The sequence below is a fragment of the Flavobacterium erciyesense genome (genome assembly GCF_018069925.1).
GTDB classification, from domain to species: domain Bacteria; phylum Bacteroidota; class Bacteroidia; order Flavobacteriales; family Flavobacteriaceae; genus Flavobacterium; species Flavobacterium erciyesense.
This window is the reverse complement of the sequence record NZ_JAGPXB010000013.1, coordinates 60,110-75,192: the sequence shown is the minus strand read 5'-3', so window position 1 is coordinate 75,192 and position 15,083 is coordinate 60,110. Positions and strand designations below refer to the sequence as shown.

Annotated in this window: 14 protein-coding genes; 11 read left to right on the top strand and 3 right to left on the bottom strand. The window is 35.1% G+C overall.

From position 1 onward, the window contains the following. Window positions 1-61 precede the first annotated feature (61 nt). On the top strand, window positions 62-1,336 hold the full coding sequence (purD, locus tag KBJ98_RS12495) for a phosphoribosylamine--glycine ligase (protein ID WP_210791134.1): 1,275 nt from the start codon (window positions 62-64) through the stop codon (window positions 1,334-1,336). A gap of 39 nt (window positions 1,337-1,375) precedes the next feature. Here purD and KBJ98_RS12490 read toward each other — a convergent pair whose 3' ends face one another. Continuing rightward, complete coding sequence (locus tag KBJ98_RS12490; RefSeq protein WP_210791132.1) at window positions 1,376-1,606, bottom strand: DUF6341 family protein; 231 nt, start codon at window positions 1,604-1,606, stop codon at window positions 1,376-1,378. Between the two features lie 141 nt (window positions 1,607-1,747). On the opposite strand from KBJ98_RS12490, the gene KBJ98_RS12485 reads away from it, so the two are divergent. Beyond that, window positions 1,748-2,677 carry a DUF6427 family protein gene (locus tag KBJ98_RS12485; protein WP_210791130.1) on the top strand — a complete coding sequence of 310 codons (930 nt, stop codon included), beginning with the start codon at window positions 1,748-1,750 and terminating at the stop codon, window positions 2,675-2,677. On the opposite strand, the gene upp is transcribed toward KBJ98_RS12485, so the two are convergent. Continuing rightward, complete coding sequence (gene upp / locus KBJ98_RS12480; protein ID WP_210791128.1) at window positions 2,672-3,325, bottom strand: uracil phosphoribosyltransferase; 654 nt, start codon at window positions 3,323-3,325, stop codon at window positions 2,672-2,674. The two genes, KBJ98_RS12485 and upp, sit on opposite strands and share 6 nt — an antisense overlap. 86 nt (window positions 3,326-3,411) lie before the next feature. Here upp and KBJ98_RS12475 point away from each other — a divergent pair, with 86 nt between their 5' ends. The 4 genes from KBJ98_RS12475 (at window position 3,412) to KBJ98_RS12460 (ending at window position 9,061) form a co-directional block, all read left to right on the top strand. Beyond that, window positions 3,412-4,017, top strand: a complete 606-nt coding sequence (locus tag KBJ98_RS12475; RefSeq protein WP_210791126.1) for a DUF4254 domain-containing protein — start codon at window positions 3,412-3,414, stop codon at window positions 4,015-4,017. A gap of 200 nt (window positions 4,018-4,217) precedes the next feature. Further along, complete coding sequence (locus KBJ98_RS12470; protein WP_210791186.1) at window positions 4,218-5,225, top strand: glycosyltransferase family 9 protein; 1,008 nt, start codon at window positions 4,218-4,220, stop codon at window positions 5,223-5,225. 244 nt (window positions 5,226-5,469) lie between these two features. Beyond that, window positions 5,470-8,253, top strand: coding sequence for an outer membrane beta-barrel family protein (locus tag KBJ98_RS12465; protein WP_210791124.1), 2,784 nt, complete (start codon window positions 5,470-5,472; stop codon window positions 8,251-8,253). A 46-nt stretch (window positions 8,254-8,299) separates the two neighbouring features. Next, window positions 8,300-9,061 (top strand): GLPGLI family protein, encoded by a 762-nt coding sequence (locus KBJ98_RS12460; protein ID WP_210791122.1) that lies wholly within the window; start codon window positions 8,300-8,302, stop codon window positions 9,059-9,061. Window positions 9,062-9,147: 86 nt separating this feature from the next. Here the strand turns inward: KBJ98_RS12460 and KBJ98_RS12455 are convergent, their stop codons facing one another. Next, complete coding sequence (locus KBJ98_RS12455; protein WP_210791120.1) at window positions 9,148-10,200, bottom strand: ferredoxin--NADP reductase; 1,053 nt, start codon at window positions 10,198-10,200, stop codon at window positions 9,148-9,150. A 130-nt stretch (window positions 10,201-10,330) separates the two neighbouring features. Between KBJ98_RS12455 and KBJ98_RS12450 the strand changes: the two genes are divergently transcribed. The 5 genes from KBJ98_RS12450 (at window position 10,331) to KBJ98_RS12430 (ending at window position 14,805) form a co-directional block, all read left to right on the top strand. Next, window positions 10,331-10,672, top strand: coding sequence for a PadR family transcriptional regulator (locus tag KBJ98_RS12450; protein WP_210791119.1), 342 nt, complete (start codon window positions 10,331-10,333; stop codon window positions 10,670-10,672). Between the two features lie 10 nt (window positions 10,673-10,682). Further along, complete coding sequence (locus KBJ98_RS12445) at window positions 10,683-11,354, top strand: hypothetical protein (protein ID WP_210791117.1); 672 nt, start codon at window positions 10,683-10,685, stop codon at window positions 11,352-11,354. 466 nt (window positions 11,355-11,820) lie between these two features. Next, a complete protein-coding gene (locus tag KBJ98_RS12440) occupies window positions 11,821-12,141 on the top strand; it encodes a GIY-YIG nuclease family protein (RefSeq protein ID WP_210791114.1) in 321 nt (106 codons plus the stop codon). A gap of 403 nt (window positions 12,142-12,544) precedes the next feature. After that, window positions 12,545-14,014 (top strand): DUF5687 family protein, encoded by a 1,470-nt coding sequence (locus KBJ98_RS12435; protein WP_210791112.1) that lies wholly within the window; start codon window positions 12,545-12,547, stop codon window positions 14,012-14,014. A gap of 95 nt (window positions 14,015-14,109) precedes the next feature. After that, window positions 14,110-14,805, top strand: coding sequence for an ABC transporter ATP-binding protein (locus KBJ98_RS12430; protein ID WP_210791110.1), 696 nt, complete (start codon window positions 14,110-14,112; stop codon window positions 14,803-14,805). Window positions 14,806-15,083 lie beyond the last annotated feature (278 nt).

The window sequence follows — 15,083 nt, the reverse complement described above, 5'->3', positions numbered from 1 at the left end:
AATTAATTATTTTTTGAGTACAAAAGCAATTATTTTTGTGCCACAACTAAAAACAACACACATGACTATTTTACTTTTGGGTTCTGGCGGTAGAGAACATGCTTTTGCATGGAAAATGCTTCAGAGTCCGCTTTGCGAAAAACTTTTTGTAGCCCCAGGAAATGCAGGTACCGCTGCCATTGCAACCAATGTGGCTATTAGCCCAACTGATTTTGATGCACTTAAACTTTTTGTGCAAGAAAATCAAGTAAACATGGTTGTGGTTGGTCCAGAAGATCCTTTGGTAAAAGGTATTTTTGATTATTTCCAAAAGGATCCGCAATTGAGTTCAATTCCGGTAATAGGACCCTCTCAACTAGGAGCGCAACTAGAAGGTAGTAAAGAATTTGCTAAGGAATTTTTAATGCGACATGCCATTCCTACTGCTGCTTATGATAGTTTTACAGCAGAAACAGTAGAGAACGGTTGTGCTTTTTTAGAAACTTTACAACCTCCGTATGTTTTAAAAGCCGATGGTTTGGCAGCCGGAAAAGGTGTTTTGATTATCCAAGATTTAGAAGAAGCCAAACAAGAATTACGAAATATGCTTGTTCATCAAAAATTTGGTGCAGCGAGTGCTAAAGTGGTTATCGAAGAATTTCTTGATGGTATTGAGCTTAGCTGTTTTGTTTTGACTGACGGAAAAAGCTATAAAATTTTGCCAACAGCCAAAGATTACAAACGTATTGGCGAAGGCGATACTGGTTTGAATACAGGCGGTATGGGAGCTATTTCTCCTGTTCCTTATGTTGATGCTGTTTTGATGGAAAAAATAGAGACACGCATTGTAAAACCTACAATTGATGGGTTTCAAAAAGATGGAATTCCGTACAAAGGATTTGTTTTTATTGGGCTTATCAATGTAAACAACGAACCTATCGTAATTGAATACAATGTACGTATGGGCGATCCTGAAACCGAAGTAGTTATTCCAAGATTAAAAACTGATTTAGTCGAGCTGTTTTTGGCTGTAGCCGATCAACGTTTGAATGAAATAGAGCTTGAGGTTGATCCTCGTAGTGCGGCTACCGTAATGGTAGTTTCTGGCGGTTATCCTGAAGATTTTGAGAAAGGAAAAGTAATTTCTGGACTTGAAAACGTAACTGATTCGATCGTTTTTCATGCAGGAACAAAACTAGAACAAAACCAAGTGGTAACTAACGGCGGACGTGTTTTGGCCATTACATCGTATGGAACTGATTTTGAATCGGCCACCAAAAAATCTTATCAAAACATAGATCAACTTGATTTTGATAAGATGTATTTTAGAAAAGATATTGGCAACGACTTAAAGTAATATGCTAAAAAAAAACCTCCATCAGGAGGTTTTGCTTTTTTATTTTAAGAACGAATGTGCTGTGGTATCTTGATTTTCAGTACCCGCATCGTCAAAAATACGTAATTGCTTAATCCAGTAAACGATTGCTGCCGTACAAATAATCATAAAAATCCAGTTGATTGTGTTAGCTGCAAACCAAGAAGTAAGCTCTAATGAACGTAAAAAATCTAGTGGAGCAAATAAAATATCTACGAATAAATATTGTATGCCTTCAAAAAATGCCTTCATAATATGTCAAATTAATTTTTAAACTAAATCATTCAGTAATTCAGACTGCTAACGCTTCAAAAGAAAGATTCTTTCTTAGCAAGTACAGTTACTTTTTAAACAAGTCTTATATTTACCACCACAAAAGTATAAAATATCCGTATGATAACAAGTGTTTTTAGAAAATCTACACCGTTAAATTTTGCATTAGTGGTACTATTGATGCTGGTTTTCTTTTCGTTGTACCATTTGCAAGCACATCCTGCTGCAATTGCGGTTCTTGAATGGGTAAAAATGGGTGCTTTATTTTTAGTCTTGATTGGTTCTATTTTCTTAACTGATTTTATTGCTAAGCGCAATGGGCTGAGTAAAGACAGTACTTACACTGTGTTTTTTTACTTTTTGTTTCTGCTGTTTTTTCCTGATGTGTTAAACAATACCAACCTGATTGTCTCTAATTTTTTTCTGCTTTTGGCTTTACGCCGATTGATTTCATTGCAATCGCTCAAGGCATCTAAAGAAAAAATATTTGATGCCTCGTTGTGGATTTTCATCGCAGCCTTGTTTCATTTCTGGAACATTTTGTACATCGTACTGGTTTTCATCTCCATTTTATTTCACGTAGCCCGTGATTACAGAAACTGGATTTTACCATTTATCGCTTTTGTAGTGTCGGTAATTTTATTTTTACTCTTTGGAACGGTATTCAATTTTGACCTTGTAAATTATCTTATTAACAGCGTTCAAGTTGATTTTGCCTTAGATTATTTTACTAATAATTATCAAAACGGAGCTTTGTCGCTTTACGCTACGGTGGTTTTGTTTTTTGTGGTATCCATGTTGGCTACTTTATCTAACAGACCGCAGCTGTTGCACACATCGTATAAAAAAATTGTTGCTGCGCTTTTTATTGGTGTTTTAGTGTATGTGTTATCGGCTAATAAAAGCAACGATATTCTCATTTTTACCATGGCACCTTTGGCCATTATGGCCAGCAGTCACATCGAAATCCCACAGGAAAAACTCAAACAAGAGCTCGTGTTTGGTGTATTAATTTTGTGTAGTTTATTTGCTTTTTTCTCGCAGCTATAGTTTTTTACCATACGCCAAGTCGCCAGCATCGCCTAAACCGGGAACAATATAACTTTGTTCGTTCAACTTTTCATCTAAGGCCGCAACCCATAAGTGGCAATGGTCGGGCAAATGTTGCTCTAGGTACGCTATACCTTCGGGAGCGGCAATTACAACTGCAATATGAATTTCTTTGGGAGCACTGTTTTCCATTAATTTATTGAAAACAGCTACAAGCGATTGTCCAGTCGCCAACATCGGATCTACAAGAATCATATTCTTTCCGTTTAAATCAGAAATAGCTTGGTATTGCACCAGAATTTCAAAATTTTCATCGTTATTAGGGTAGTTTCGGTAAGCCGATATGAAACCATTTTCGGCATCATCAAAATAATTCAAGAATCCCAAATGCAAAGGCAATCCTGCCCGCAGCACAGAACACAATACCAATTGCTCAGCTATAGCAGTCGTGGCTTTTGTGCCAAGTGGTGTTGGTATTGCTACGGTTTTGTAGGTCATATTTTTACTCAACTCATACGCCATAATTTCGCCAATGCGTTCAATATTTCTGCGAAAACGCATGCTATCGTTCTGCACGGTAACATTTCGAATTTGCGCTAAAAAGTGATTCAATACGCTGTTTCCTTCTGATAGATAATGAATTTGCATGACGATTTTAAGGTATTTAAACTTGTGATTATTTTTTGACGGGATAAAAGTATAAAAAGTATCTTTGCTTTTTAATATATAAAGATATGTTTTCAAAATTAGCGTACTCCGTATTCGAGCAAAGCATCAAGGATTATCACCAGTTTGATAATGTTGATCAGCCTATAAACAATCCTTATCCAAAGGATAAATTTGAACATTTGTTGTACCACAAAAATTGGATTGACACCGTTCAATGGCATTTTGAGGATATTATTCGTGATCCAAACATTGATCCGGTAGCAGCTTTAACTTTGAAAAGAAGAATTGATGCTTCTAATCAAGAGCGTACTGATATGGTTGAGTATACAGATAGTTACTTTTTGCAAAAATACAGCCATGTTGTGGTAAAAGAAAATGCCAAAATCAACTCTGAAAGTCCTGCTTGGGCCTTTGACCGTTTGTCTATTTTAGCATTAAAAATCTACCACATGCAAGAAGAGGCTACCCGTGCAGAAGCATCGCAAGACCACCGCGACAAATGCCAAGCTAAATTGAATGTATTGTTAGAGCAGCGCACTGATTTGTCAACTGCAATTGATGATTTATTGGCAGATATTGAAAACGGCGATAAATTCATGAAAGTGTACAAGCAAATGAAAATGTACAACGATGATGAATTGAATCCTGTTTTGTACCAAAATAAAAAATAATTTACGAAGCTATTCCAGCTTTCCATTACAATTCCTCACCCAAGCAGTGCCGTTTTTATGGGTTTAAAAAGAGCTTCCGTTGGTCGCTTTTTTAAACCCAAAAACGTTGCCGCTTGAGTTCCGGGATTTTCATTTCAATCTGGGCTAGAAAGCACAATAAAACACACTAATTGTTAATTACCGCTACACATATCGCTGTAATGCGCCTTTCCGCAATGGGAGATGTCGCCATGACGGTTCCTGTTGTAAGAGCACTAGTAAACCAACATCCACAACTTAAGATTACGGTTATTTCCAGACCTTTTTTTAAGCCTTTTTTCGAGGGAATCCCCAATCTTACTTTTTTTGCTTTTGACGAAAAAGAACGCCACAAAGGATTTCTTGGATTGTTGCGTTTGTTCAAAGATTTGAAAGGTTTACATATTGATGCTTTCGCTGACTTACACAACGTATTACGCTCTAAAATTGTTCGAAATCTTTTTGTGTTAAGCGGTAAAAAAGTAGCAGCGGTTGATAAAGGCCGACAAGGCAAAAAAGAACTCACTCGTGCCGAAAATAAAGTATTTCAGCAATTACCAACCATGTTTGAAAGACATGTAAAAGTATTTGAACAACTCGGTTTTCCAGTTGATTTATCTCAACCACAATTTCCTGAAAAAGCAGTTTTGACTCCTGAAATTGCAGCATTAATTGGAAAAAATTACAAGAAATTAATCGGAATTGCTCCTTTTGCACAATACACCTCAAAAGTATATCCTCTCGATTTAATGCAACAAGTAATTGATCAATTAGCATTAGATACAACCCAAACCATATTGCTTTTTGGTGGCGGAGCGCATGAAATTCAACAATTAAATGCCTTAGCGGCACAGCATAAAAATATGGTGGTAGTAGCAGGAAAAATCAAATTTCAGCAAGAATTACAACTGATTAGTAATCTGGATGTAATGCTCTCTATGGATTCTGGCAATGCACATATTGCAGCCATGTTGGGCGTAAAAGTGATCACACTTTGGGGTGCAACGCATCCGTATGCTGGATTCTTACCTTTTAACCAACCATTTGAAAACGCACTAACCGCGGACAGAAAACAATTTCCTATGTTACCAACTTCGGTTTACGGCAATAAAAATGTGCCAGGTTACGAGGATGCTATGCGAACAATTATTCCTGAAACGGTAGTTACCAAAATTCAAAAAGCACTTTAAATTTCCACTTAAGCTTTTTGCAACTGTTTTTATCACCTCCGATTGCGAATAAAATGCCTTTTCGCGTAAGAAAAACTTTAACACATTTATAACAATTCGTAAAGATTACGTAGTACGAATAATACTATTTTTGGTCCGTCTGCGTTGTAAGTAACGAAACTAAAATTTAGAGTTAGTAGTAAAGTACTATAATACTAGTTTTTATTTGTTTCAAAATGCATTAACCAAAAACCAACTAGTATTTATGTCAAACTTTAGGGTAACTCTTGCCATTTTATTTTTTGTAACCTTTACAGCTTTTGCCCAAAAAAGCAAAGTATCAGGAACATTAACCGCCGGAAGCGAAAAAACACCTATTTACAATTCGGTAATCGCTTTATTAACACCCGTTGATTCGGTGCTTTATAAATTTACACGTTCTGACAAAGATGGTAAATTTTTAATGAACAATGTAAAACCAGGCAGCTATATCTTGATGACTTCTCACAGTCAATATGCCGATTACTTGGATGATATTACTTTAACCGAAACAGATCGTAATTTAGGCAACATCAACTTAATGAGTAAAATGGAATTACTTCGAGAAGTGGTCATTAAAACCGGATCTATTAAAATAAAAGGCGATACAACCAGTTACCGTGCTAGCGATTTTCAAGTGGATGCTAATGCTAACGTAGAAGAACTTTTAAAAAAATTACCCGGAATTCAAGTGGATAAAAACGGAACAATCAAAGCCATGGGCGAAACCGTTGAAAAAGTTTTGGTTGATGGCGAAGAATTTTTTGGTGATGATCCAGGTATGGCGGTAAAAAATTTACGTGCCGATGCTATTAAAGAAGTGCAAGTTTTCAATAAAAAAAGCGACCAAGCTGAGTTCACAGGAATTGACGACGGCGAGACTAAAAAAACCATCAATCTTAAGTTGAAAGAAGACAAAAAGAAAGGCTATTTTGGTAAAATTGACGGAGCAAATGAGCCCACGGCAGATAATGATTCACGTTACAACAGTAATATTTTGGTGAGTAGTTTTAAAGGAAAAAGAAAACTATCAGCTTTTTTATTAAATGGTAATACGGGCCAAGATGGTTTAAGTTGGGAGGACAGTGATAAATTTGGAGGTGGTGACGGTAATGTAAGTATGAACATGGATGATGATGGTAATGTGAGCTATGAGTGGACCGGTGGTGAAAATGATGACGAGCCGTATGTAGATACTCAAAATGGATTTATTAAAAATACCAATGCAGGTTTGCAATACAATAACAAATGGAACGACAAACACAGTTTAAATTTGTCTCCTAAATACAACCGACAAAGTTATCAAAACAATAGCAGCCGAAATACGCAAACACAAGTAAGCGACACGCAACTCAATCAAAACAGCTCTACGGTAAGTAATGTAAACAGAGATAATTTTAAAGCAAACATAGTTTATGATGTAAAAATTGACTCTATTAATACTTTAAAGGTTACGGCAAAAACTAATTTTTATACTACCGAAAGTGACGAATTTACTAACGGAGATACCAGAGGAAATGATGGTTTACTGCGCAACAGACAAGAGCGTATGTTTACCACAAATTCTGATAAGCAAGCGCTTTCTGCAAGTGTTTTATTCAAACATAAATTTGCAAAACCACGTAGAACTTTATCTGTAAATAGCAGCTGGAACACATTAAACAGCAATTCTAATAATTTTTTGAAATCAAGTAATGAAAGCTACGAAGGCGGAGCTTTGGCTTTTAGTAATGAAGTAGATCAAAATAAAGTGGGCGAGAAAAACACACAAAATGTGAGTGTAAACACTACTTATACAGAACCTTTGGGTAAAAAGATGGCTTTGCAATTGTCTTATCAAATTACTAATAACAGCGGCAATAGTAATTTTATTACCTATGATTTTTCTGATTTGAGCGGACGTTATGATGTAGTTGTTGATTCGTTATCCAATCAATTTGAGCAAAACATTACAACACACAAACCTTTAATTAAGTTGAGTTACAATGCAAAAAAGATCACTTATAGTTTTGGTAGTGGTTTTGGTTTTACTTTTTTTGATTTACAAGATTTATCGCAAAACAAAGAGTATAACCGCAGTTTTACTAACTTTTTCCCATCGGCAAATTTTTCATATAAATACAAAAGCAATAGTAACCTGCGTTTTAGCTATCAAGGAGCTACAAGACAACCAACTATTGATCAGTTGCAACCGCTTCGAAACAACCAGGATTTTTTCAACCAAGTTGTAGGTAACCCAGATTTGAAGCAATCATTTACGAACAGTTTTAATGTTACACACAGTACTTATAGCATTTTAACCGAAAGCAATTTTTTTCAGAGTGTATCTTTTAGAACAACAGCAAACTTGATTTCTTTTAACAGAGATATCGATCCAGAAAGTGCAAAAACAGTAACGACACCTATAAATACCAATGGAAATTTTTCGGCAAATGTTTATATGGGTTATGGTTTTAAATTAAAAAAATTAAACCTATTTGTTAATTTGAATCCGTCTCTTAATTACAACAGGTCTGTAAATAGCATCAACAAACAAATTAATAATTCGGATAATTTGAACTCTAGTTTTGGTCTCTATATTAACAAATCGAAAGAAAAAAAATACGATTTAACTTTGAGCAACACCTTCTCAAACAGTCGTAATAGTACTTCGCAAAACAATCAAGTTAGGTCTTTTAATACCAATGAACTAGGTTTTAGAGCTGGTGTTTATTTAACACAAAAATGGAAAATTGAATCAGATTACAATTGGTACGCCCGTCAAAAAACACTTGAATTTCAAAACCAACTATCTAACCAACTTTGGAATGCAAGGTTACAACGCACCTTTAAGAAAGAGGAGTTTACAGCTTATTTCTTAGTGAGAGATATTTTGAATCAAAACGTGGGAATTAATCGATTTATCTATGAAAATACGATTGGTGAGGAGCGTAACGACAGATTGAAACGATATGCTATGATTGGATTTACATGGAATTTTAAAAACAAAAACGTAGAAGAAAAAAAATAGAATAAGAGAAAGCAATTTTCTTTAAATCATAAAAAAATACAACACTATGAAAACCTATTATGTATGCCTAATGCTACTTGTATTTACAGCCAATAGCTTTGCGCAACAGTTTGTAGATAAAGCGGTTATTGAATATGAAGTGAGCACCAACCTTAAAAAAACAATGAGTAATGACAGTTGGAATGAGCAAATGAAAGAGAGCATATCTGATCTTAAAATTTCGTATTACAATTACACTTTCGAAAACAATAAAAGCTTGTTTAAATTTGACCGTTGGAGTCCAAAAACTAAAATTCCGAATTACGAAAAAGAGGCAGACGAAGAGAATATTTGGTTTTTTGATTTTGCGAATCGCAAGATGAACGTTCAAAAACAAATTGTAGGAACCAATTTTGTAATAACAGATAGCATTCCAAAAATTGAATGGAAAATTACAAATGAACATCGTGAGATTGCGGGTTACAATTGTAGAAAAGCTGTCGGCAAAATTTTTGACGAAGTATATGTTTTTGCTTTTTACACCGATGATATCACCATTTCTGGAGGTCCGTGCACTATAAATGGATTGCCAGGAATGATTTTAGGTTTATCAATACCACGTTTGTACACCTCGTATATTGCAACCAAAGTAGATTTAAAAATAAAAGACCCAAGTATCATTCAACCTATAACGGCCAAAAAAATTTATGATTTGAATGGTCTTAAAACTTTGATTGAGGAAAAAACAAAAGATTGGTACAGCTATGGCGAAGATAAAGAGGAGAATAAGCGCCAGAAAAGCATGTTTTTATGGAATGCCTTTTTGTAAATAATTAGACCAGAACAGAAAAAAAAATTCCAAATCCCAGCTTTAAAAGTTGGTATTTGGAATTTTTAATATTGGATGATTATTTTTTAAACATCATCATAATCTACATAAATCGTATCCGATGTAGGATGCGCTTGACAGGTAAGTATCAAACCATCTGCAATTTCTTTATCTGTAAGGATAGAATTCTTAGACATTTCAGCAGTTCCAGAGGTAACACGAGCCAAACAGCTGCTGCAAATTCCGCCTTGGCAAGAATATGGAGCATCAATTCCTTGTTTTAAAGCCGCATCTAGAACGGTTTGTTTTTGCGACATTTCAAAAGTAGTCTCTTCGTCATCTACCAAAACAGTAATTTTTGAATGACCGCCTAATGATTTTTCGATCTTATTTTCTTTGGTTGACGAAGCAAACAATTCAAATTTAATATTTGATTCTTTTACATTATGCTCTTTTAAAACTCCAGAAACGGTATTAATCATTTCCTCAGGTCCGCACAAGTAAAATTTAGAAAACTCAAGTTCTTTGTGTTTTGTGTTTAAAACAAAATTCACGCTTGATTTTTCAATACGACCAAACAAAACATTTTCAACTTTAGCTTGACTGTACACATAATGTACAAACAAACGACCTACATATTGCAATTGCAAATCGTGTAACTCTTGATGAAAAATAGTGTCTTCAGGTGATTTGTTGCCATAAACCAAAACAAAAGTGCTGTTGGGTTCGTTGCTTAAAACCGATTTTAAGATCGACATTACAGGAGTAATTCCACTTCCTGCCGCAAAAGCAGCGTAGTTGCGTTGGCGATCAGCCTGAGGTTCAAAAGTAAATTTTCCTTCCGGAGTTCCTACTTCAAGAACGTCACCCGCTTGGAGTTTGGTGTTGGCAAATTGCGAGAACAAACCATTAGGAACGGCTTTAACAGCAATTCGAAGTTCATCACTATCAGGCGAAGAACAAATAGAGTAGGCTCTGCGAATTTCTTGACCGTCAAGGGTTAGTTTTAAGTTCAAATATTGACCAGCAATAAAAGCATAATTGGCTTTTAATTCTTGTGGTACGTTAAAAAGTATGGAAACTGCATCTTTAGTTTCGCGTTTTACTTCTTTTATAATAAGTTTTAAAAAAGACGACATGTGATAATTTTTTTTACAAAGATACTAAAGTCAATAGGTAAGTTAAATTAAAGTAATTGAAAATTTACATACCTAGAAGTTTTATGTATAAGAATCTTATGTATATTTGTTTTTCCAAAAGAAAATGAAAATGAAAAACTCACAATTGTATAAAGGAAGTCTGAATACGATTATCATGAAATTGCTAGAAGAAAACGGCAAGATGTACGGCTATGAAATCACTCAGAAAGTAAAAGCGATTACTGCGGGTGAACTCAATATTACTGAAGGCGCATTGTATCCTGCCTTGCACAAGCTTGAGGCCGAAGGAATTTTGGATGTTGAAATTGAAAAAGTAGACAACCGCATGCGCAAGTATTACAAACTAACCGAAGCAGGCGAGAAGGAAACGATTAATAGACTTTCAGAACTTGAGGATTTCATCAGAAACATGCAGAGTTTAGTGAACCCTAAGCCTAGTTTAGAATTTTAATTTTTTAAGAATGAAACTAACCACCGAACAAATAGATTGTATCAACCAAACCTTAATTGCAAAAGGACTGAATTTTGACGATTTGAAAGTAGAAGTTTTAGATCATATCGCTACTGAAATAGAAGAGAAAATGCAGAATGCAAATTGCACTTTTGATGTTGCTTTTAAGGAAGTTCTTGAAAAATGGGAGCCAGAATTTAAACCATCCTTTTCGGGATTTATAGGTTTTACAAACCCAAGAATAATGACTGTCAAATGTCACAAAATAGTGAAAAGACAATTTTTAACCGCAATTGTAACTTCAACTTTGCTTACGCTCGTATTCTTGCTTTTTGTCAGAAACTCAAGCCTCGGATTGTTTCTTGCTGATATTCAAGTAACCCTCAGGTTATTAGTTCTTTTAGAATTTGGGTTAGTTGCTGTAGCTTGGATTTTAATTTGGAGGTCAAAACACCAAACTACTTACGGTTATTTGATGAAGAAAAAAAGCGCTGGCATAATGATCTTTTTACTTATGATGGGGATTGGTTTATTTCCAGTTAAAATAAATCATCCAGATGTTAAAATTGCTTTCGTATCAGTATGCGCAGCCATGGCTTACATTGTCATCACCGGAATTTACTTGAAACTAGCATACAAACATTTTGAGTTTGTAAAGAAAATATCGCTCGTAAAACCATAAATCCAAACCTGGGTTTTCTTGATGATTTGTTTGTTATCCATAGTTGAGACGCTTCGTTCCTCAGCATGACAAATAGCAAGAATGAGTCAATTACAATCAGTAATTACTGTAATTAAGGACAATATAAACTTTATCAGATAACTAATTTTAGTAGCAAACGTTCCCACAAATTTGTCATGCTGAGGCACGAAGCATCTTAACAAGTTGCTCACAGTTCATTTAGCTAACGTATATATTTGGAGTTGTAAGGGATTAATTTACAGAGATTACCAATATTATTGAGATGCTTCGTGCCTCAGCATGACAAATAGCAAGAATGAAGCAATTACAATAAATAATTACAGTATTTAAGTCTAAAATAAACTTTAGTAGATAACTAATTTTAGTAGTAATTGTTCCGTCAAAGTTGTCATGCTGAGGTACGATGCATCGCTACAAACTAGGAATTTATTTAAAAGAGAAAGCCATGATTGAGTATCAAGAAGGTTATCATACCTATTGTGTTTACATCTTAACTAACAAAGCCAAGACAGTCTTGTACACGGGCGTGACAAATAATTTAAAGGTAAGATTACAGCAGCACAAAGACTCCTTGAATCCAGACTCATTTACAAGCAAATACAAGGTTTTTCACCTGTTGTATTTTGAGAAGTTTACATGGATTCAATTAGCAATTGCAAGAGAAAAAGAAATCAAAGGTTGGAAGAGAGATAAAAAAATAGCACTAATAAAAACCATAAATCCAGACCTGGGTTTTCTTGATGATTTGTTTACACTTAATCGTTGAGATGCTTCGTTCCTCAGCATGACAAATTGCAAGAATGGGGCAATTACAATCAGTAATTACAGTGTTGAAGGTCTAAATAAACTTTATCAGATAACTAATTTTAGCAGCAAATGTCACCACAAAGTTTTCAGGCTGAGGTACGAAGCATCTTAACAAGTTCCTCACAGTGCATTTAGCTAACGTATATATTTGGATCGCACAGAACAAAGTTAGTCAAATTATCAAATGTGCTGTGATGCTTCGCTACTCAGCATGACAAATAACAATAAGCAAGACTGTAAATTTCCGACCTTTAAAAAACCAAAACACAAAGTCAAAAGAACACTTTTCTTTCAAAAAGAATTACTTCGTTGTAACATTTTCTGACTTTGACTTACTTACTAGCAAACCAAAAAACCAAAAGATGATTTCAAAATTCCTTTATCTCGAGTGGAAGGCTTTCACAAGGTCAGCATCCTTCGCATCTAACTTGGCACTAAAAATCCTGATGGGTTTTGTAGCGGCTTATTTCATTTTAATATTTTTAGGATTAGGAGTAGGTGCATTCTATATCCTCAAAAAAATGAAATTGGATCCTATTGTAGCCGTGAATCAATTTTTATTTTATTACGTGGTGATGGATTTAATTGTTCGCATGATGCTTCAAAAAATTCCCGTGCTCAATATTCGTCCTTTATTGAATTTTCCAATTAAAAGAGAAACCATCGTCCATTTTTCGTTAGGCAAAACAATCCTTTCGTTTTTTAATTTGCTACACGCATTTTTCTTGATTCCGTTTAGCGTAGTCTTGATTATTGAAGGTTACAATCCGCTATTGGTAGTGTTTTGGTACTTGGCCATTTACGCGCTTTTGTATTGCAATAATTTCATCAATATTTTATTGAGTAACAAAGACGGATTATTCATGATTTTCTTGGGACTTTCAGCAGTTTTAGCCGGCTTGCAGTACTATGAGATATTTGATATTACCGCTTTCATGGGTCCAGTTTTTCAGTCTTTTTACAACACCTATTGGGCGTTTGGTATTCCGGTTTTGGCACTAGTTGCTTTGTACATTATTTCATTTAAATATTTCAAAAATAACTTGTACCTCGATGCAGGTTTATCTACCAAACACGATGAAGCAAAAACCGAAGACTTAACTTGGTTGAACCAATTTGGAACCATCGGTACCTTCCTAAAAAACGACATCAAATTAATCAAAAGAAACAAGCGTTCCAAAACTACAGTTGGTTTGAGTATTATGTTTTTATTTTACGGATTGTTATTTTTTACCAATGGTATTCCAATGTATAACAATCCTACGATGCATATTTTTGCAGGAATCTTTGTTTCTGGTGGATTCCTTATCACTTTTGGGCAGTTCGTACCAAGTTGGGACAGTTCGTATTACCAACTAATGATGACACAAAATATCCCGTACCGTGGCTATTTAAGTTCAAAATGGTGGTTGATGGTTATTGCAACAATTATAACCACAGTAATAGCTGCGCCCTATTTGTATTTTGGTTGGCAAGTATATTTAACCATAATTGTAGGTGCTATTTATAACATCGGAGTCAACTCGCATTTGGTATTACTTGGTGGCGCATTTACAAAAACTCCCATCGATTTAAGTTCAGGCAAAGGTGCCTTTGGTGATAAAAAAGCATTCAATATAAAAACTATGCTCATCTCATTACCACAATTAGGTTTACCAATGCTCGTGTATTGGTTAGGTTCAAGATTTGACAGTGCAACAACCGGTTTGGCCTTGGTAGCACTGCTTGGCGTAATTGGTTTTGCATTCAAAGAAAAAGCATTTACCCTAATCGAAAAAACCTATAAATCAGAAAAATACGCTACCATAGCAGCATACAAACAAAAAGGATAATTAGGACTCTCACTGAGCAAGCTTACAAATCCTTAATTTTCTTAATGGTTTAAAAAAAAGAGACAACAACAAACCAACCTATTAAACTAATAACAATGATACAAGTAAACAACCTTACCAAAACATACAACGGAACAACCGTATTAAACATAGAAGCATTAGAAATCAAACAAGGCGAAAGCTTTGGCTTAGTGGGTAACAACGGCGCCGGAAAAACCACTTTTTTCAGTCTCTTGCTAGACTTAATTCAAGCGTCAACAGGGAACATAGTAAACCACGGCATAGATGTAAGTAAAAGCGAGGCTTGGAAACCTTTCACCGCTTCTTTTCTTGATGAAAGTTTCTTAATAAGCTATTTAACTCCCGAAGAATATTTTTATTTCATAGGCGATTTACGCGGTCAAAACAAAGCTGATGTTGATGCGTTATTAGCCAAACACGAAGAGTTTTTTAATGGCGAAATCCTAAAAAACAAAAAATACCTGCGCGATTTATCCAAAGGAAACCAGAAAAAAGTAGGTATCATTGCCACCTTAATTGGTAATCCTTCCGTGGTTATTCTCGATGAGCCTTTTGCGAACCTTGACCCAACCACGCAATTTCGACTTAAAAAAATCATTAAAGAACTAGCCGATGATCCAGCCGTGACCGTATTGGTTTCAAGCCACGACTTGCAGCACACCGTTGAGGTAAGCGACCGTATTGTAGCGATGCAAAAAGGCCAAGTGGTTAAAGACATTCAAACCTCACAAGAAACTTTAAAAGAATTAGAAGAATTTTTTGCCGTATAATTTCAGTAAAAAACGCCCTAATATAAACCGCTAGTTGTTTCAGTAGTCACGTTATTTCATTGTGATTGCTGCAACAATTAGCTTTTTTTTGGCGTAACCCTTCGTAAAAACTTCGGGTCGGGCTTTACGCTCTATCTTTATTTTCGATCCAAAAATCGAAAAATAAAGGATGCCGCTGCAATCCCTTACGCAAACCCGTTGCAGCCAAATAAAAGCTCATAATTTTCACGATATCAAAAAGAAATGTATTTTTACCAATGCATATACTAAAAAGTATA